The organism is Paenibacillus solani, assembly GCF_001277345.1.
Classification (GTDB): Bacteria; Bacillota; Bacilli; order Paenibacillales; family Paenibacillaceae; genus Paenibacillus_AQ; species Paenibacillus_AQ solani.
In genome coordinates, this window is sequence record NZ_LIUT01000006.1 from 73,245 (window position 1) to 92,682 (window position 19,438).

The following is a 19,438-nucleotide window of genomic DNA, read 5'->3' on the forward strand; positions in this document are numbered from 1 at the left end:
GATAGGTGAAGTACAATAGACAGCAGTATGCGGGCAACTATGGTCCAACTGTTGGGGATAAGGTGCGTCTCGCTGATTCCGATCTATGGGTGGAAGTCGAGAAGGACTACACAGTATATGGAGAAGAATCCATGTTTGGCGGCGGGAAAGTGATTCGCGAAGGTATGGGGCAAAACGGTACGAACACTCGGACTGAGAATGTCCTTGACCTTCTGATCACTAATGCGCTTATTCTTGATTACACAGGAATTTACAAAGCGGATATCGGTGTGAAAGACGGTTATATCGTCGGCATCGGTAAAGGCGGTAACCCGGACATTATGGATGGAGTTACTCCGAATATGATCGTTGGGGCGGCTACGGAAGTTATTGCTGCCGAGGGTAAAATTGTAACAGCAGGTGGTATTGATACCCACGTGCACTTTATCAATCCGGATCAGATCGACGTAGCTCTTGCTAACGGCGTAACGACTCTGTTCGGCGGCGGAACTGGACCAGCAGAAGGATCTAAAGCAACAACCGTTACTCCGGGTGCATGGAACATTGAAATGATGCTGAAAGCAGCGGAAGACTTTCCGATTAACGTTGGATTTTTAGGGAAAGGCCACGCTTCGTCTCTTGCTCCTCTTATGGAACAAATTGATGCGGGTGCGGTTGGACTGAAAATTCACGAGGACTGGGGAGCGACACCAACGTCGATTGACCGCAGCCTGACAGTAGCTGATGAAGCTGACGTGCAAGTGGCTATCCACTCTGACACATTGAATGAAGCAGGATTTCTCGAAGATACGCTCCGTGCCATTAATGGCCGCGTCATTCACTCATTCCACGTTGAAGGTGCGGGAGGCGGACACGCTCCGGATATTATGAAGATGGCTGGACAGCCGAATGTATTGCCTTCTTCCACGAATCCGACAAGACCTTTTACCGTGAATACGATTGACGAGCATCTGGATATGCTGATGGTTTGTCACCACTTGAAGCACAACATCCCAGAAGATGTAGCGTTCGCTGATTCCAGAATTCGTCCGGAAACGATTGCAGCTGAAGATATTCTGCACGATCTAGGCGTGATCAGCATCATGTCCACAGACGCTCTTGCGATGGGACGAGCTGGTGAGATGGTTCTTCGCACCTGGCAGACCGCTGACAAGATGAAAAAGCAGCGTGGCGCATTGCCTGAGGAGAAGAACGGCTCAGATAATATGCGTGCTAAACGTTACGTAGCGAAATATACGATTAACCCAGCGATTGCGCAAGGCATCTCTCATGAGATCGGTTCGATTGAAGAAGGCAAGTTTGCTGACTTGGTTCTATGGGATCCGAAGTTCTTTGCAGTAAAAGCAGACCGGGTAATCAAAGGCGGCTTTATTGTTGCTGCACAAATTGGTGATCCTGGCGCATCGATTCCGACACCACAGCCGGTGATGTTCCGTCGTATGTTTGCTGCTCATGGAAGTGCGTCTCACAGTGCAAACATTACCTTTATGTCGAAGAGATCGATTCAGCAAGGCGTGCCTGAGAAGCTCGGTCTGAAACGACGCATTGGAACGGTGAAAAATTGCCGTAACATTGGTAAGAAGGATATGAAGTGGAACGATGCGACGCCAAATATCGACATCAATCCGGAAACATACGAAGTTAAAGTAGATGGAGAACTTATCACATGTGAACCGTTTGAAAAACTCTCCATGGCTCAAAGATACTTCTTGTTCTAATAAAACAATGGGTTCATGTGCATGGTGTTGAACGATCTTTAATAAACGACATTGTACCCATATGAGGAGGATATTAGCTTGATTATTACGAAGATAGCGGGACACCTTGACAACTTTAGTTCATCCGATAAAGCAATCGACTGGCTTGAGCTCGAATGGGAAGAACTGAACAAGAGAATATTGCGTAAACAGACAGAGAACGGTAGGGATGTTTCCATATCGCTCGAAAACGGCAGCCATCTTCATTATGGGGACGTGTTGTATGAAGATGAGGATACACTGATTGCTATTAGAACAAAGCTTGAAAAGGTATATGTCATCAAACCAAAGACGATGCGGGAAATGGGGAAAGCAGCTTTTGAGATAGGCAACCGTCACACCCCATGCATCATTGAAGATGATGAGATTCTTGTCCGTTACGATCATACGCTTGAGAAATTGATGGATGAAGTGGGGGTTACCTATGAACAATCAGAGAGAAGGTTCAAAGAGCCCTTCAAATACAAGGGACATCAGCACTGATCCGTGGTTCCTGCATCTGATTCAGATCAATGATTCAGCGTTTCCAACCGGCAGCTTTGCGCATTCCTTTGGAATGGAGACATATATCCAGGATAATGTCCTCCGTAATGAAGATGATTTATGGGAATTCTGCAACATGTATATCCGTCATAATCTTGCTTCAGCGGATGCCATCATTGTTAAGGAAGCATATCATCTAGCAAAAAAACACGACACCCAGGGTCTCATCCGCCTTGAAAACATCTGTCACGGCATCAAGTTATCTCCCGAGACACGAAAAGGTAGCGCGATGATGGGGCGTCAATTTTTAAATATGGTATATCCGCTAAATGATGATGAGCTGCTTACATTTTGGTATGAAAAATTAAAAAACAAGGAAATCAAGGGTCATTATCCCGTCATATACGGCATATATACCGCAATGCTGGGTGTGGATGTGAAGATGTCGATTGATACATTTATCTATTCATCCATAACAGCACTCGTACAAAATGCTGTTCGTGCTGTTCCACTTGGTCAGCGGAGCGGGGTAAAAACGATGTTTTCCTTGTTGCCTGTCATCCAAGAAACGGCAAGTCGCGTCATGGACTTGAGCATGGATGATCTTGATAACAATTCAATCGCGCTGGAAATTGCCTCCATGAGGCACGAATTCCTTCATTCACGATTGTTTATTTCCTAGAACCTGCAGTGACATGTTAAGAAGAGAATCAATAGCTGTTTCTTCTTTAAAGTACGTGATGCTTTAGCAGGTCATTGGCTGTGGTGAAGGGATTATCCGTTAGCCCCTTCACCTTTCAACAGCACACTTGATATCGAATGGACTCAATTCTATCCAAGCTTAAGCAAATTCGGAGGGATACTACCAATATCCCTTAAGAATTTATTGGAACCTAGTGTTGGGTCACTCTATGATACCTTGGTGTGAACGCCGATCAGCACAACGTTTAAGAGTGCGGTCCCTGTTTCGAAAGCCACTCGGAACTGCACTTCCGGGTTCGAACAACAGGGTGGACAACCTGCATGCAGGAAGGTCCGCGCACATGCATGGAGGTTGTCGCTAGCATGTGTTGTACTCATAAAAACAAGGAAATTTTCCCAAAAATGTTCCTAATAATATTATACAGGAATATCTCAGAGCGTTCAAATGATTGACATATAATTCACGTGATTTTTAAGGTATAAAAAGCCGAATTAAAGAGCCTAAATCTATTAACATACGAGGAGATTGTGAAAATGAGAACAATACACCTTGGCATTGGCGGACCCGTCGGTTCCGGTAAAACAACGCTTGTCAAAATCCTTTCCGAGACATTGAAAGATCATTACAACATCGCTGTCATTACCAATGATATTTACACCAGAGAGGACGCCGATTTCTTGATCAACGAGAAGGTACTTGAACCAGAGCGTATCATCGGTGTTGAAACAGGAGGTTGTCCTCATACAGCAATTCGCGAGGATGCATCAATGAATTTCGAAGCTATCGATGAATTGAAACAGCGTTTTGAGAATCTTGATATCATCCTGCTAGAAAGCGGTGGCGACAATCTGTCAGCAACATTCAGCCCCGAGTTAGTCGATGCGTTTATCTACGTAATCGATGTTGCCGAAGGCGGCGATATTCCGAGAAAAGGTGGCCCGGGCGTTACACGTTCTGATTTTCTTATCGTAAATAAAACAGATCTTGCTCCATACGTTGGCGTAGACCTTGAAAGAATGGAAAGTGACACCAAAAAATCAAGAGGCGATAAGCCATTTGTTTTAGCAGACATTAAGACCAAAAAAGGTCTCGATAAAGTAGTTGACTGGATCAAATCTGATTTATTGCTGGAAGTGATGCCAGATGAGCCTGCAACAACTTCCAACTAAGCGACTGTATCATAATGGCTGCCTGTCCTTGAAATTTGCGAATCGCGGGAATAAGACAATTATGACGGATTGCTATCAGCTTCCGCCGCTTAGGGCGAGTCGGACATTGTATCTTAATCCGGCTAACCCGTCTGAGGCAACGGTATATATGGTGGAAACATCGGGCGGTCTCGTGGCAGGGGACGAAAATAAATTTCAAATCGATGTTCAAGATGGAGCGGATGTCTGTCTCATTCCACAATCGGCAACAAAAATCTATCCTTCATATAACGGCATGTTGAGTTCACAAAACATTGACGTATCCATTGGTTCAAAAGCCAGTCTTGCGTGGAAACCGGAAGCGGTCATTCCTTTTGAAAGTGCGAAATTCCGCGGGAAAACGATCGTTCGGATGGCGCAGGACTCCACCCTTCTGTGGGGTGAGATTCTATCCCCAGGCCGTGATAAGCGTGGGGAAAAGTTCCAATATAGTGATGTGAGAACGAACTTTCAAGTCTGGATGGAAGAGGAATGTTTGATCTATGACTCCCTCTTGTTTTCTCCGGGCCACATGAACCTTGGGCAATTAGGATTGCTCGAAGATCACTTATATGTAGGATCATTGTGGTTTTGCGCTCCTACGCTGCAGCAATTGAACATTCGGGAATTGAATGAGAGACTTCAGCGGTTCTCAGATATCAAAGTGAGTGCCGCGCTGCTTGAGGGGAAAGCAGTGAATGTCAGATGGCTTGCGTCAGACATGGTGTTGTTGAAGCAAGAAATGAACAACACATGGGATGAGTTCGCTCGCTGCATGGCATAAATCCGAATGAACATCGGATCACACAATCTATTTAAACTTGGGAGTGAAAGATTTGGGAAGTAATAGTGTTAAGAAAAGTGGAGGGTCGAATGCCCGGGCATATATAATCCTTATGATCGGTATCCTCGCCCTCGCGTTTACTGCCCCTTGGGTGAAACAATCAAACTTTGAACCAGCAACATCTGTTATTCTTCGCTGTGGAATTGGGCTCTTGGCTCTGCTCCCATTCGCCTTTAGAGAAGTGAAAAAAATCGGTGCACTCAACAAAAAGGGTGTCATTCTTTCTGTTCTCGCGGGTCTGTTCCTCGGAATTGACTTTACGGCTTGGAACTATTCCATCTACTACGTAGGTTCGGGTATTGCTTCGATCTTGCTGAACCTTCAGATCATTATTTTGCCTGCGCTTGCATTCCTATTCGATAGGGAGAGAGTTCCAAAAACGTACTTCATTGTTGCTCCAATCATGATACTTGGTGTTATTATGTCAGGTGGTGTCTTTGAGGGTAGTGCTGGACCGGTGGATGGACCGGCCACCGTATATGGGATGAATATCGCTATTCTTGGAACGATTTGCGGTATGATCTCAGGTGTCTGCTATGGTATCTACCTCTATACCAGCCGTAAGGCGACCAAGGTAAACATGGGACAGATCGTCCAGCCAATGGCATGGGCTACTGCTGCCCAGCTCGTGGCTCCAGCAATCTTTATGCTGTTCTTCTCTGACCGCGGGTTCGATCTGACTCACGGAGTTATGGTCAATGGTGCGCTTCCAATGAATCCGGAAACCACCCTCGGTGATCCTATTACCGGCATGAACTGGTTCTGGATGCTTGTGTTGGGTATTTTGGGACAAGCTGTGGCATGGACGTTTGTCCAGTATGGTTCCGTTCGTTTGAACTCTACCATCGTTGCAGGACTCTTGCTGCTCAGCCCTATTTCTACCGTTGCTATTATTGCTATCGTTCTTTTCGGTGAGATTCCTTCAGTTCTTCAGATCCTTGGTGTTGTAATTGTTCTTGGAGCAGTTGCCTACCAGAATAATCTGTTCGCGGGCCTCATGAAGAAAACGAAGGGCGATAAATCGTTGCCTGGATGACCTTGATTCGTTCCAGCTACATTTCAATAATGGGTTCATAGTTTTACGTTTGTGAATACATGTCTTATATATCGCCTCCATTTGGAATGACCCAGCGAAAGCTGGGTCATTCTTTGTTTTCACCTTGGAGTTTGTTCAATCAATTTCCACTTTGTTTGTGCTTTAAATCACAAGACGTGCTTCATGGGGATGTTACTTTAAAGATGTAAACAAGAGAGAATTTAATCTTTTTAATATAGAAACAAAAACCGAGGTGAAGAACATGAGTGAATTAATTAATAACCGTGAGAATGGAGTTTCTGCTCATCGAACCGTCCGTATCAATATGCTCAAGGATATCATTAAAGAGCTGCATCATGGGAAAAGTGTGGATGAGGTAAAGGCGAAATTTAACCAAGCCGTAGGCGAAATATCGGTTGATGAGATTTCGGAACTGGAGCAGGTGCTAATGCAGGAGGAGGGAATACCGGTAACCGAAGTACAGCGACTGTGCAGTGTGCATGCTGCTGTATTCAAAGGTTCCATTCAAGACATTCACAGAGCTCATCAACCGGAAGAGCAGCCTGGACATCCTGTACACACCTTTAAGATAGAGAACCGAGAAATTGATCAACTGGTAAACTTCAAAATTGCACTCCATCTGGACAAATTTCTGAAGGATCAAGGAGAGGCTAATCGCCTTAAATTACTGGAGGATTTCAGTCTCCTCTATGATGTAGACAAACACTACAGCCGCAAAGAGAATTTGCTGTTTCCATTCCTCGAGAAATACGGAATCTATGGACCGACCAAGGTGATGTGGGCCGTCGATGACGGCATCCGAATTGGAATCAAAGAAGTGAAACAGAAGCTCACTCACTTTGATGGCCATGCAGAGATCGTCGTGGAACTGGCAAAACGGGTCCTAAAAGAAGTAACAGAAATGATCTATAAAGAAGAACATATCTTATTACCGATGGCTCTGGAAAAGTTGACCGAAGATGAATGGCTGCAAATTGCTGCCCAGAGTGAAGAAGTCGGTTATTGTTTGATCGCGCCGGACCAGAAATGGATTCCTGCAAGAGCAGCTGAACCTGGCGCAGAGAAGGGATTGGAGTCTTCTCCGCTGCAAGAGGGATATATTCGAATGAGTACAGGCATATTATCGGTCAAACAGTTAGAATCCATATTAAATCACTTACCCGTCGATCTTACCTTTATCGATGAGAATGATATCGTGCGGTATTTCTCGCATGGCAAAGAAAGAATCTTCGTTCGTACCAAAGCAGTGATCGGCAGAAACGTTCAGAACTGTCACCCACCGCAAAGCGTTCATGTCGTTGACAAACTGCTTGCTGATTTCAAAGCAGGTGTCAAAGACGAGGAAGATTTCTGGATCCCGATAAAAGATAAATTTGTCTATATACGTTATTTCGCCGTAAGGGATGAGGAAGGAAAGTACCTAGGCACGCTTGAATTCACGCAGAATATTAAGCCGATTCAGGAACTGACGGGTCAAAAACGGATACTTTCGGAGTGAGGAAACTGTCTCCATAGATAAGCAAGGCCACCTAAGAGGGTGGCCTGTTTTGCGCTATATGGTCATCTCCGAATGAATAAAACGAAAACAGTTTAAGTATATTTGGTTAATGTATTGCATATATTATAAATTAACGATATTGATACTTCGTTAATCACCCTGTACAATAGGAGGTAGGAAGGAGATGAGGATTATGCCAAAAACAATTTTAGAGCAAACTGAATCAAATATTGAAATGGGATTCCAAAACAAAAATGTGTTGATTATTGAAAAAGAAACCGATTCGGTATTTAAAAATATATTCTTTTATATGTTGACCCTGTTTTCCGAAAAAATTTCTAGTATTAAAGTTGATCCCCACCCATTCTCTTTGCCGAAGGAATATTTGTTCTCGGATAAACATAAAAAAAATCTTCTTAAATGGATCAAGCGATTAGATGAAATGGATCATCCGGCCTCTGATTTAGAATTTGGGAAGATAAAAATTGATTTTGAGTACTGGTATTATCAACTGGGAGGGGAGAACATAGAATTCTCGTACCATCAAGATTATTTGCTGACACCCCAAGCAGCAGCAGACGCCCTTGGTGTCTCTAAAGTCACGCTAAGCAAGTATGTGAAACAAGGATTGGATTATATTGAGAATGGTACACACAAACGAATTCCTAAGTACACTATAGAAATTATGAAAGACCCAATTTATAGTATTCGTATGCAACAGATTGCCCAAGAGAAGAAACTACGCGAACAATCGGTAGAGGAGCGATATCACGAGATTACACAGGAGTTGGCTGATCTTAAATTAAAATATAAGAAAATGACGCTGGATGAAGCTTTTGGCGAGTATGCCGGGGACAACATGGAGGATCCCACTGATTACTACCGCTGGCGGGATCTTGAGGAAGAGATGGAGGAAATTTTCCGTTTGCGTGGTGGAAAGGAAGAAGCGTAGATGCAATTGTTGCCTGCCGATATTGACGAAATAATTGAGGATTATGGCCATTTGTTTGCTGTATATCCTAAATTAAGAGAGCGAGTCTCTATATATACCGATTTTAAGAGGACTAAGAAACGTCTTGAGATACTATTTCCACTGAAAGAGCACCCTTTTCATGGCATTACAGGTCTAAAAATATAATGATGCAGGCACAGTTGAACAATATTGTTATTCATGGAAGCGAATTATCCCTGTTCAAGGCATACAACTTAATCATATCTCTTCTTGGGGCAATGATCCTCATCCACCAGAAACTACTCCAGCAATGTTATGTGTTAGAACCGAACCCCATCATCATCATTTTGATCCCTACAATAGACGAAGACGTAAGGATAGCTACATTATGACTTTAGATCGAGTCTTCCAATACGTAGCTTACTATATTGAAACTGGAAGGATATATTATCCTGATGTTTTGACTCAAAAGACATCGGAGCAAGCTAAATTAAGGTAGGAACCTTTAGGCGACATCAAATCCCTATAGAGTCTTATATTGTCGTTATCCTCGGACAGGAGTGCGACGCCCCTTGCATTCATACATAAAATCCACAACCGAATAGGTTGTGGATTTTGCTTTTCATGATAATATTTCCTTGGCACATTAAATGGGAGCTGTCTGACGATGAAAACCCGAACGCATGAGGTCGGGTTTTCTCTATTACTTGTATTATTAATATGACTTCTAGGTACTCTTGTACTGTATATCCGATTAACGAGCACGCCGTTTGGCAGCTTAATCGATAATAACTGACTCCCAACGATAGGCCCATAGATAACCCTTGGATTCTAGCAGAAGGGCATCGGTCTTTTCCTTGGGTTCGACAACAATACGGTCATTGGTATTCATAATATAACCGTCATGTCTTCGATCGATAACGATAGGAAGACCCAGCTCCATGAACAGCTGCCGCATTCGGTAAATCGTATTATACAAATTCGAAAGCGCTCGCTTCTCCTCTACATTCGTCCAGAGATCATCGATAATTCTCCACTTGTAGCACAGCTTATTTTCTTGAAGCAGAAAATAATAGAAGAGCTCCTCGGTTATACGGGTAGGCCATTTGATTAGCTGATCTCCAACCTTAACGGATGCTTCGCCATATAGCTGCACAGAAAGCTCATTCTTAGGGGTCTGCTTCTGTTTCTGACCGTAGTACTTCTGAAGGCGTTCATCCAGCTGCTTGACCATATTTTGGTTCATTGGTTTCAGGAGATAATCCAGCGCTTGAACGCGAAAGGCTTGTACTGCATATTGCTGGTGGGCAGTGGTGAAAATGACAGGCACATCAATGCCGTTCTCTACTAAGTTTTGGGCCAGCTGCAGCCCCGTCATCCTTGGCATTTCAATATCGAGCACGAGTGCATCCACTTCCAGCTTCGGAATTTCCTCCAGCGCGTCGAACGGCGATTCGAAGCGGCCTGCAATTTGAAAGGGACCATAAGTTTCAAGCAATCTGGCATGCAAATCTAGAATCGGTCTCTCATCCTCAACGACGATGACTTTCCACATGATTTTGTCCCTCCTTTAGGGGAATCGTTATTAGTATGGTTGTTCCTTGGTTCGGTATGGAGTAAATCTTCAGGCTTCCTTGGGTAAGATCATGCACCCTTCGGCGCACATTCGTAAATCCGATACCGACATTGGAAGTAGTTCCCCCCATTAATTGAGCGTACTGCTCAGTAGACATCCCTATGCCGTCATCGGAGACTTGGATGCTCAGCAATTGCCCCTGCAAGGAAATGGTGACTTGAACATGTCCCGGACCGTCTTTGTTGAACAGGCCGTGACGAATGGCATTCTCGACTAAAGGCTGTATGAGCAAGCTCGGAATCAGCACGTTTTCTACTGCAATGGATGGGTCGATATCATAAGCAAACGTTAAACGTTCACCAAATCTAGCTTTTTCCACCTCTACATAAGCCTCGATAATTTCAAGCTCCTTCTGCAGAGAGGAGAATTGTCCATCCCGGCTCGTTTCAAATATATAACGGAGGAAGGAGCTGAGCATCGTCAGAAGATAAGCAGCACGCTCGCCATCCGTATAGCAAAAGGAAATGATGTTGCTAAGCGCATTATATAGAAAATGAGGCTTTATCTGAGTCTGCAGAAATGCCATTTCATACTCAATCGCTTTCAGCATAAATTGCTTCGTCTGATCCGTCGCATTCAAGCGGGCCATCAAGGTTTCTTTTGAAAATGGCTTCATTATATAGTCGTTAGCACCGGCCGCAAAAACCATCTCAATATATCGAGGATATTCGGAGGATATCATCATTAAGACCGGCAGCTCCATGAGTGATGCCTGGGTGCGAATCTGCTCAAGTAAATCCAGGCTATTGATGTCACCCGGAATGATATCGTCAATGATCATCATCGCGATTTCCGGATGAGCACTATAGTAATCAAGGGCCTCTTGAGCCGTATAAGCGATTCGCACCTGGTAGATGTCCCCCAGCATCCCTCTCATGATTTCCGCATGCATCACATCGTCATCAACGATTAAGAGTGTTCCCAGCTTTTGATCCTCTCTGAATACTGCCGCCTGCAGATTGTATTCATGTTCTGTTGCAGTAAGTGGCTCTTTGCATTCGCTGAAGGCCAGTCTGACCGTAAATTGAATGCCGCTCTCTAAGCGTTCATAGGTCATACTTCCGTTCATCTGTTGAATGAGCTCCTCCGTCATCATGAGTCCCGAGGAATATGGCCGATCCCCATTTGTGGTTGCTCCCTGGCGGGTCGTCGATACGCGAAGCAGGACATCCGATCCTGCCTGCATCGATTCAATGCTTAGGCTGTCATTCGCCGTATCATGTGAAATCTCGGTCATCAAACGCAGGAATACCTGCGTCAGACGCTGCTCGTCTGCCCACACGTATAGCTGCTTCGAAATCATCTCGTCGATATGAATATTCTTCTTCGTAAATGTAAGCTGCATCAATTGGATGACATGGAGCATAACCATCCGCAGATTGGTGGATTTAAGCTGAACCTTGTAATCATCAAATCGAATACGAGTAAAATCGTGCAGGTCCCTTAGTAAGTAGACCATGTTCCCCATGAGCTGCTCAGCCAAATAAATCTGCTCGCTCTGCCTTTCGTGATCCTGCTCACGGGTAATTGATTTCATTAAATGAACGGCATCATGAAGCGGTCTCTGTAAATCTTGTGTCGTGACTTTCAGGAAAGCATCCTTTGCGTCGTTAGCCTTCTGGAGCTTGGCTGTCAGCTGTTCGGATTCTTCGGTGCGGTTCATCAGACGTATGCCAAGGAAAATATTCATGGCCATCATGAACCCGACCAATCCGACTCTATTCATGTAGTTGCGGCCGGAGAAGTATAAGGTATCTGAGGAAGAACTGATCGCGAAGATGGCTAGGAACAGAAGCATCAACACAAGGACGACAGCTTCATTTTTTCGTATACTGATTCGATTTTTAACCGTCAAATAGCATAAGCGAAGAATCACGATCAGGAATAATGCGTCATTGTAGTAAAAGAACCCATACTGAACGGCCGAAATGGTTCTGGCCGGGAGAATGATATTTAAGATGACATAGGCCAAAATCGGAAGAAACAGCAGAAGCAGCGTCTTTGGTTTTATGATCGATGGGATCATTTTGACAATAAAGACAATGAGCAAGATGGAAGCCAGGAAAGTGAGCGTGTCTTGCAGGCGAAAATATAGCTCGAAGGGAAACGACGGAAATTCACGGATGAGCAGCCGTTCTCCACGTAGTGCAATAACAAGCGCCAGTATCAGGAAGTGCAGTCCACTATATAAGAAGGCGTCGTCCTTCCTGCGCAGCGAATAGATGGTTATATGGAATACGCTGAACAACAGCAAACATAGGGTTGCTGCCCATTCCAGGGAGAGGTCCCGATGCACGTCCTTCCTCATTAGCTCTGCATCCCCGATATCGATCGGCAGCACGATGCCGCCTCTTGTATTGTAGAAATTGGACGCATGTATGGTTATCAGCACCTGCCGGGTGTCCGGTGTAAAGTACGCTTCATAATAAGGATTAGCTGGAGACGTCTCTTGCTTGGTGGCTGCCACCTTACCCTTTTCCGAAAGAGGTACTCCATTGATGTAGATGGCATGCGCAGACCAAATATTTCGAACACGCAGACCGAGATCGGTCCAGTGGTTAGGCAGATATACGAGTAATTGATATGAGCCCCACTCGACATTCGATGCCCAGGGACCGGGTACCAGCAGATTTTCCGAATCTCCTATAAAATGGTTGGGCGTGACAAAAGCGTCGGGTGTGAATTTCCAGTCGCCCGCTAAGGACACAAAAGGTGAATCGTTGAGCTCCCGCAAGTCTATCACGCCGTCTACGGCTTTGATCTTGACAGAACCGGTGCCCTGGTCACTAAAAATCATATACATAATGGCGATTAGGGCGCATGCCGCACCCAGATAACCAATCAGTTTCTTCATGTTATACTCACACCCCTATGAACACTATCATATGTTAAAAATATCTAAAAAATCTACCTGTCGACTATAGTCGAATTTTGAGAGATTTTTGAGAGATGTGTCTGATATTTTAAAAATAGCAATTTTTACAATCTATTTTATTGGAGGGTTGCGTTCAGCATAGATTCTTTATATATGGGGTGTCGGACGGGTTGTTCTGATGTTGTGACTAACTAACAGGATGGGTGTTTAAATGAAAAAGAGAATAATTTCGATGGCCGTGGCATTCGTGCTCATGGTTACAAATGCCAGCATGGCATTTGCGCTATCGCCGGTAGCAGAGGTTTACTATAACGTGGGAACAAGTTCTCATGGAGATAGTGATTTTGAAAGCAAATTGAATGAGGCTATCAAAGCCAAGCTAAAAGCAGCAGGGATCAACCCTAAATATATGTCCATCATGGATGCCAGCGCGAATCCGGCAACAGTAACGGACACGAGCTATGTGCATAAAGGTCAGGACAGCTGGTATATGGGACCCATCCCGGAAGTAGAGACTGCCGATTATAATCATGTTCAAATTTCCAATAACGGCAAAGCGCTAACCTTCTACGGATATACCATGCCGGGTTACAAGGATTTCATGCTCACAGGTGGAAGCCCTGCGGGTAAGAAAATCATCACCTTTGACATGGATGAATCCAAGGTGAATTATCACAGTATGGAAGGCGGAGGCTTTCTATTTAATTCGAAGATTGATAGCGACGGGAAGTTGAGCGGTTACACTATTCTATATGTATCCAATGCTATCGAAGTTTATAAGCTTGATGGGGTAGACGCTACTGCGTTCCACAATGAAGCGGGGAGTGGACTAAGATTTATACAGGGTGTTTCCCTGGTCCAGAGCTTTTCGAAGGGGACATCTGCTCAACACAGCATTAAAATTGTAGCTACGGATACACAATTGAATATGTGGGATAACGGGGACCAAATCATTATAAACTTGGCTCTTCCTCAAGTTTATGGTGACGAATTCGGACCGATTGTCAGCCATGTAGGGCATGGTTGCGAAATCATCTCGATTTTTGCCTTTGATAATATGAAACTGTTCTCCACTTCACCTAAAGATGTGAATGTAGCGGTAAATGATATCGTCTGGGATCCGTACTCCCCTTACCGCTATGTCGTGAACTTAAACGACGACCCTCGTGTTAATTTGGATGGCGGAACGAATGAATCCGACCTGAAGGACAAACTGAATAACAACGGTGCCCAATATATTGGAGTCACTGAATCGACTTATAAGGATATTGAAGATGACTTTATCGATGGCCTCCCGCATGGCGGACTGCATCTTGATTCCGAAAAGACAACGGATGAGATCATTGAGGAAATTGCTGAGCGCGTAGCCAATGCAGTCATTGCAAAAAAAGATGCTATTGAGGCTGTTGAACAAGCAGAGGAACTCACTACCATCAGCTACGAACCTGGCGACAACAAAAACTCGGTAAAAGGTAATCTGACGCTGCTGCCAAACGATGAAGACATCGTCTGGTCTGCTGATGACCCGTCAATCATCGCACCTGATGGCACTGTGACAAGACCGGCAATTGAACAAAAGGGAACTTATGTGAACTTGACGGCCAAGATTACAAAAGGCGGGCTTACAAGTGAGAAGACATTCACCGTTTATGTACTTGCGGCAGAACCGGAATCCTTAAAAACCTTGTCGGCTGTTCCGGGCAATGGACAAGTCACATTGAAATTTCCAGCTTTAAAGGGAGCAACGAACATCGTTGTTGAGCAGTCTACGAACGGCACCGACTTTTCTCCAGTTAACCCGCTAGAGAAGCTGGATGCTACTTCAACAAGTGCAACCGTAACCGGATTAACGAATGGGCAAACCTACTATTTCCGGTTAATCGTTGAGTCCGGTCTTTATGAAGGCGTATCTGATCCAGTAGAAGTCTCGCCTTCGGAAACATTGACCACGTTATCCGCTGTTCCAGACAATGGACAAGTCACATTGAAATTCCCAGCTTTAACAGGGGCAACAAGCATCGGTGTTGAACAATCTACAGACGGCACCAATTTCACTCCGGTTAGTCCAAAGGAGACGCTTACTGCTACTTCAACAAGTGCAACTGTAACTGGTTTAACCAATGGCACTACTTACTATTTCCGATTAAATATCATATCGGGCCAATATGCAGGCTTGTCTAATGTAGTTAATGCTAAACCGAGCGCACCTTATGTGCCTGGGCCTTCAGTACCTGCACCATCAGAGCCTGCGCAGGCACCTACCCCAGCACCATCTGTGCCAGCGGTAGAACAACCTACAATGAAAGCAGAAGTTATTGTTTCCGATCAAGCGAACGGCGGCAAAGTCGTTCAGGACAAAATCACGAAGTTAGTCGGAGACAATCTCAAGGTATCAGGAAAAATTAAATCGGCAGACGGAAAAGAACTTAATCTGCCGAATCTTGTAATGAACAAGGATGGAAGCTTTACGCTTCCGAAACTTGCAGCCGGCGAATATCAATTGTCGCTGAATGTGTTCGCTCCTAACGGAGAGAAGCTGGCTGGTCCAGCTGGCAAGGTCATTGTTGATAGCAAAGGAAATGCAAAGGTATCGGTTGATTTGGTCGATCCATATGGCACGATCCTTGACAAGGTTACAGGTCAGCCCGTTGAAGGCATGAACATGCAATTATTCTGGGCGGATACGGCGCTGAATCGTTCCAAAGGAAGAGTTCCTGGAGCGCTTGTGCAATTGCCTGAGCTTCCAGAATTTTTACCGAACCAAAATCACAACCCACAATTGAGCTCAGATAAGGGTCAATATGGCTGGATGGTATATGCCGATGGAGATTACTATTTCTTGGGCGAGAAGAATGGATACGTTCTTTTCGACAGCCGTACCGATAAGCGTGAAGAACGTTTTGGAAGTAATAGTTATATCAAGGATGGCATTATCCACGTCGGTGATACGATCGTGAAATTCGATTTCTCCGCGCAGCCGAAAGTGAAAGCAGCAGGCGACCATAAAGCTTACATGGTTGGATACCCTGACGGTACGTTCCGTACAGATCGCGGAATTATCCGCGCTGAGGTTGCTGCGATCTTGTCCCGTCTGTATACATCTGCAGGTGGAACCAGCAAAGTTTCATATTCGGATGTGAGTGCAAAACATTGGGCTGGGAATGCAATCCAGACTGCAACCCGTAATAACTGGATGGTCGGTTTCAACGACCATACATTCAAGCCTAAGAAGCAGATTACTCGAGCAGAATTCATGCAGATTCTCATGAATATTAATAAATGGGATGCTGCTGAGAACAGCACCTATACCGATGTAGCGGGACACTGGGCTGAACAAGCCATTGCAGCTGCTCAGGAGCAAGGCCTGTTGTTTGATTTCACGGAGAAGAAGTTCAATCCGAATAAACCGATTACGAGAGTAGAAGTCGTACGTATGCTCAACGAGCTTCTGGATCGTAAACCGTGGGACATCATGGTTGAACCGAAATGGACGGATATTCCAGAAGACCACAAGAATTATGCTGACATTATGGAAGCTTCCATTCCGCATTCCTTCGAGCAGCTCGAAACTGGCGTTGAGAATTGGAAGTAATCGGGTTTCCTATAGTAGCAAAATTTTGATCCCAAATGATCAATAACTTAATTGAAGCAAAAATCCACAACCGACTCAGGCTGTGGATTTTTGCATTCTTGTAAACTTGATGAAGAGTAATACTTATATGTTATGGTAAAGACTTTTTAGAAAGGGGGGGGGCGCCTGGGGACCGTAAGGAGATAATCACCATTATTATGCAAAAATGCTCAGTGATAATTGTCGGTCTCGCTTTCTTTATATTTACCATCACTGTCATGCAGTGCCTGTTTTCGGCGGTCATTGCGAGCTTGTTGCTGCTGTTGGGCCTCATGGCTATTAACGGGTGTCTCATTTAGCTGCTCAACCGTGTTGATTAAATTCTTGTCGGGTTGGTTTGGACTCATTGGAAGGATCCTCCTTAGTGACTGGAATAGGTTGTGATGCCTAGTATGTGCCCGGCGTTGCAGGGATATACAAGAAGATAGGGAATGGTGTGCGCGGCTCTTTGAGGAATATGAAGACTTGATGAACAAGATTGACAATGAAAATCATTCCCATATAATAATAAGTATAAATAAGAGCTGGTAGTGTATTAAGTCATTGCGATTTACTGGTTCTAAATTCTATACTATAAAAGAAAACCAATATATCTAGGAGGTAACTAATCATGGCATTGATCGGAACAGAAGTACTACCATTCAGAGCTTCAGCATTTCATAACGGTGACTTTATCGAAGTAACCGAGGAGAACTTTAAAGGTAAATGGAGCGTAGTTTGCTTCTACCCAGCGGACTTTACCTTCGTATGCCCAACAGAGCTTGAAGATTTGCAAGATCAATATGCAACTTTGAAGGATCTTGGCGTTGAAGTGTACTCCGTTTCCACAGATTCTCACTTCGTGCACAAAGCTTGGCATGACAGCTCTGAAGCGATCGGTAAGGTAACTTACATTATGATTGGTGACCCATCCCATACGATTTCCCGTAACTTCGATGTATTGATTGAAGCAGATGGAATGGCAAACCGCGCTACTTTCATCATCGATCCGGACGGCATCATCCAAACCGTTGAAATTACAGCTGACGGTATCGGACGCGATGCAAGCACACTGATCGACAAAATCAAAGCGGCTCAATACGTTCGCAACCATCCAGGTGAAGTTTGCCCGGCTAAATGGAAAGAAGGCGCTGAAACATTGAAGCCAAGTCTTGACCTCGTAGGCAAGATCTAAGGAGAGAAGAACATGAAACTGGATGCAGACATAAAGAATCAACTAGCGCAGTATCTTGAGCTTTTGGAAGGCGATGTTCTGCTGAAAGTCAGTGCAGGTAACGACTCTGTATCCAATGACATGCTGGATTTAGTGAATGAGCTATCCAGCATGTCAAGCCGGATTACAGTAGAACAAACGCAATTATCCAGAACTCCAAGCTTTAGCGTCAATCGCGTAGGTGAAGAGACTGGCGTAACCTTTGCTGGTGTCCCATTAGGACATGAATTTACTTCATTGGTATTGGCGCTGCTTCAAGTCAGCGGCAGACCTCCAAAGGTTGAGCAAAGCGTCATTGACCGCATCAAGAAAATTAAAGGTGAATTTCACTTTGAAACATATGTCAGTCTGAGCTGCCATAACTGCCCTGATGTCGTGCAGGCACTGAACCTGATGAGTATCCTGAATCCGGGTATTACACATACCATGATTGATGGTGCGGCATTTAAGGAAGAAGTGGAAAGCAAAGAAATTATGGCCGTACCAACGGTTCACCTCAATAGTGAATTCTTCGAAAGCGGCCGTATGACAATCGACGATATTCTTGGCAAGCTGGGCACCACAGACGTATCCGAGTTCGAGAATAAAGAGCCTTACGATGTTCTGGTTGTCGGAGGCGGCCCTGCTGGTGCGAGTGCAGCGATTTATGCAGCGCGCAAAGGGATCCGTACAGGAGTTGTGGCTGAGCGTTTTGGCGGACAAGTTAATGATACCTTGGGTATTGAGAACTTCATCAGTGTAAATTACACAGAAGGCCCTAAACTCGCTGCAAGCCTCGAGGAACATGCCAAGCAATACAACATTGACATCATGAAGGCACAGCGCGTGAAGTCTCTGGAGAAAAAGGACCTCATTGAGGTTGAATTAGAAAATGGCGCTACACTGAAAAGTAAAACCGTCATTGTTTCGACTGGTGCCCGTTGGCGTAATCTGGGTGTACCGGGAGAAGCAGAATTCAAAAACAAAGGGGTAGCTTACTGCCCACACTGTGATGGTCCTTTGTTTGCCGGAAAACATGTTGCCGTCATCGGCGGAGGTAACTCCGGTGTTGAGGCTGCCATTGACCTCGCTGGTGTTGCAGCACATGTAACGGTATTCGAGTTCATGCCTGAGCTGAAGGCCGACTCTGTTCTGCAGGATCGTCTGAACAGCCTGCCAAACACGACTGTACTTAAGAACGCTCAAGTAAAAGAAATCACCGGAACGAATAAAGTGAACGGTATTTCATACATCGAGCGCGAAACCGGTACTACTCAGCATGTGGAGCTGCAAGGGGTATTCGTCCAAATCGGTCTTGTTCCTAACACAGAATGGCTTGGTGATTCCGTAGAACGTACGCGCATGGGTGAAATTGTCGTAGACAGCCATGGTGCAACAACCATACCTGGCGTATTTGCTGCAGGAGACTGCACGAACAGCGCTTATAAACAAATTATTATATCGATGGGATCGGGTGCGACAGCAGCATTGGGCGCATTTGATTATCTTATTCGAAATTAATAAATATCTTTATACCGAAAGCCCGCTCTGAAGTGCACCCCTTAGAATAGACATTGGATTAAACCCCTGGTTTATCCGATGAAATTCTAGGGGTGCATTTTT

At 44.8% G+C, this 19,438-nt stretch carries 15 protein-coding genes; 12 read left to right on the forward strand and 3 right to left on the reverse strand.

Going from position 1 to position 19,438, the window contains the following annotated elements:
• The first annotated feature begins 5 nt into the window (after positions 1-5).
• The 9 genes from ureC (at position 6) to AM231_RS30080 (ending at position 8,667) form a co-directional block, all read left to right on the forward strand.
• The gene (gene ureC / locus AM231_RS21700) at positions 6-1,718 is read left to right on the forward strand and encodes an urease subunit alpha (protein ID WP_053490407.1); all 1,713 of its coding nucleotides are present in this window, start codon (positions 6-8) and stop codon (positions 1,716-1,718) included.
• A gap of 78 nt (positions 1,719-1,796) precedes the next feature.
• Positions 1,797-2,240 (forward strand): urease accessory protein UreE, encoded by a 444-nt coding sequence (locus AM231_RS21705; protein ID WP_053490406.1) that lies wholly within the window; start codon positions 1,797-1,799, stop codon positions 2,238-2,240.
• Positions 2,182-2,922, forward strand: coding sequence for an urease accessory protein UreF (locus tag AM231_RS21710; RefSeq protein WP_242615268.1), 741 nt, complete (start codon positions 2,182-2,184; stop codon positions 2,920-2,922). Before AM231_RS21705 ends, AM231_RS21710 begins: the two co-directional genes overlap by 59 nt.
• A gap of 554 nt (positions 2,923-3,476) precedes the next feature.
• Complete coding sequence (gene ureG, locus AM231_RS21715; protein ID WP_053490405.1) at positions 3,477-4,112, forward strand: urease accessory protein UreG; 636 nt, start codon at positions 3,477-3,479, stop codon at positions 4,110-4,112.
• Positions 4,087-4,914 (forward strand): urease accessory protein UreD, encoded by an 828-nt coding sequence (locus tag AM231_RS21720; RefSeq protein WP_053490404.1) that lies wholly within the window; start codon positions 4,087-4,089, stop codon positions 4,912-4,914. Before ureG ends, AM231_RS21720 begins: the two co-directional genes overlap by 26 nt.
• Positions 4,915-4,957: 43 nt before the next feature.
• A complete protein-coding gene (locus AM231_RS21725; RefSeq protein ID WP_278044646.1) occupies positions 4,958-6,010 on the forward strand; it encodes a DMT family transporter in 1,053 nt (350 codons plus the stop codon).
• A gap of 262 nt (positions 6,011-6,272) precedes the next feature.
• Positions 6,273-7,529, forward strand: coding sequence for a DUF438 domain-containing protein (locus AM231_RS21730; protein WP_054404481.1), 1,257 nt, complete (start codon positions 6,273-6,275; stop codon positions 7,527-7,529).
• Positions 7,530-7,722: 193 nt separating this feature from the next.
• Entirely contained in the window at positions 7,723-8,481 is a 759-nt protein-coding gene (locus AM231_RS21735; RefSeq protein WP_054404888.1) for a MerR family transcriptional regulator, read from the forward strand.
• Entirely contained in the window at positions 8,482-8,667 is a 186-nt protein-coding gene (locus tag AM231_RS30080; RefSeq protein ID WP_242615270.1) for a hypothetical protein, read from the forward strand.
• Between the two features lie 592 nt (positions 8,668-9,259).
• Here AM231_RS30080 and AM231_RS21745 read toward each other — a convergent pair.
• Entirely contained in the window at positions 9,260-10,036 is a 777-nt protein-coding gene (locus AM231_RS21745) for a LytR/AlgR family response regulator transcription factor (protein ID WP_054404482.1), read from the reverse strand.
• Entirely contained in the window at positions 10,014-12,971 is a 2,958-nt protein-coding gene (locus tag AM231_RS21750; protein ID WP_054404483.1) for a histidine kinase, read from the reverse strand. The genes AM231_RS21745 and AM231_RS21750 overlap by 23 nt, the downstream gene beginning before the upstream one ends.
• Before the next feature lie 232 nt (positions 12,972-13,203).
• Here AM231_RS21750 and AM231_RS21755 point away from each other — a divergent pair, with 232 nt between their 5' ends.
• Complete coding sequence (locus tag AM231_RS21755; protein WP_054404484.1) at positions 13,204-16,584, forward strand: S-layer homology domain-containing protein; 3,381 nt, start codon at positions 13,204-13,206, stop codon at positions 16,582-16,584.
• A gap of 209 nt (positions 16,585-16,793) precedes the next feature.
• Here AM231_RS21755 and AM231_RS29240 read toward each other — a convergent pair whose 3' ends face one another.
• Entirely contained in the window at positions 16,794-16,970 is a 177-nt protein-coding gene (locus AM231_RS29240) for a hypothetical protein (RefSeq protein WP_165593455.1), read from the reverse strand.
• Between the two features lie 263 nt (positions 16,971-17,233).
• Here AM231_RS29240 and ahpC point away from each other — a divergent pair, with 263 nt between their 5' ends.
• Positions 17,234-17,797, forward strand: coding sequence for an alkyl hydroperoxide reductase subunit C (ahpC, locus tag AM231_RS21760; protein WP_053490398.1), 564 nt, complete (start codon positions 17,234-17,236; stop codon positions 17,795-17,797).
• A gap of 12 nt (positions 17,798-17,809) precedes the next feature.
• On the forward strand, positions 17,810-19,336 hold the full coding sequence (ahpF, locus tag AM231_RS21765; protein WP_054404485.1) for an alkyl hydroperoxide reductase subunit F: 1,527 nt from the start codon (positions 17,810-17,812) through the stop codon (positions 19,334-19,336).
• Positions 19,337-19,438 lie beyond the last annotated feature (102 nt).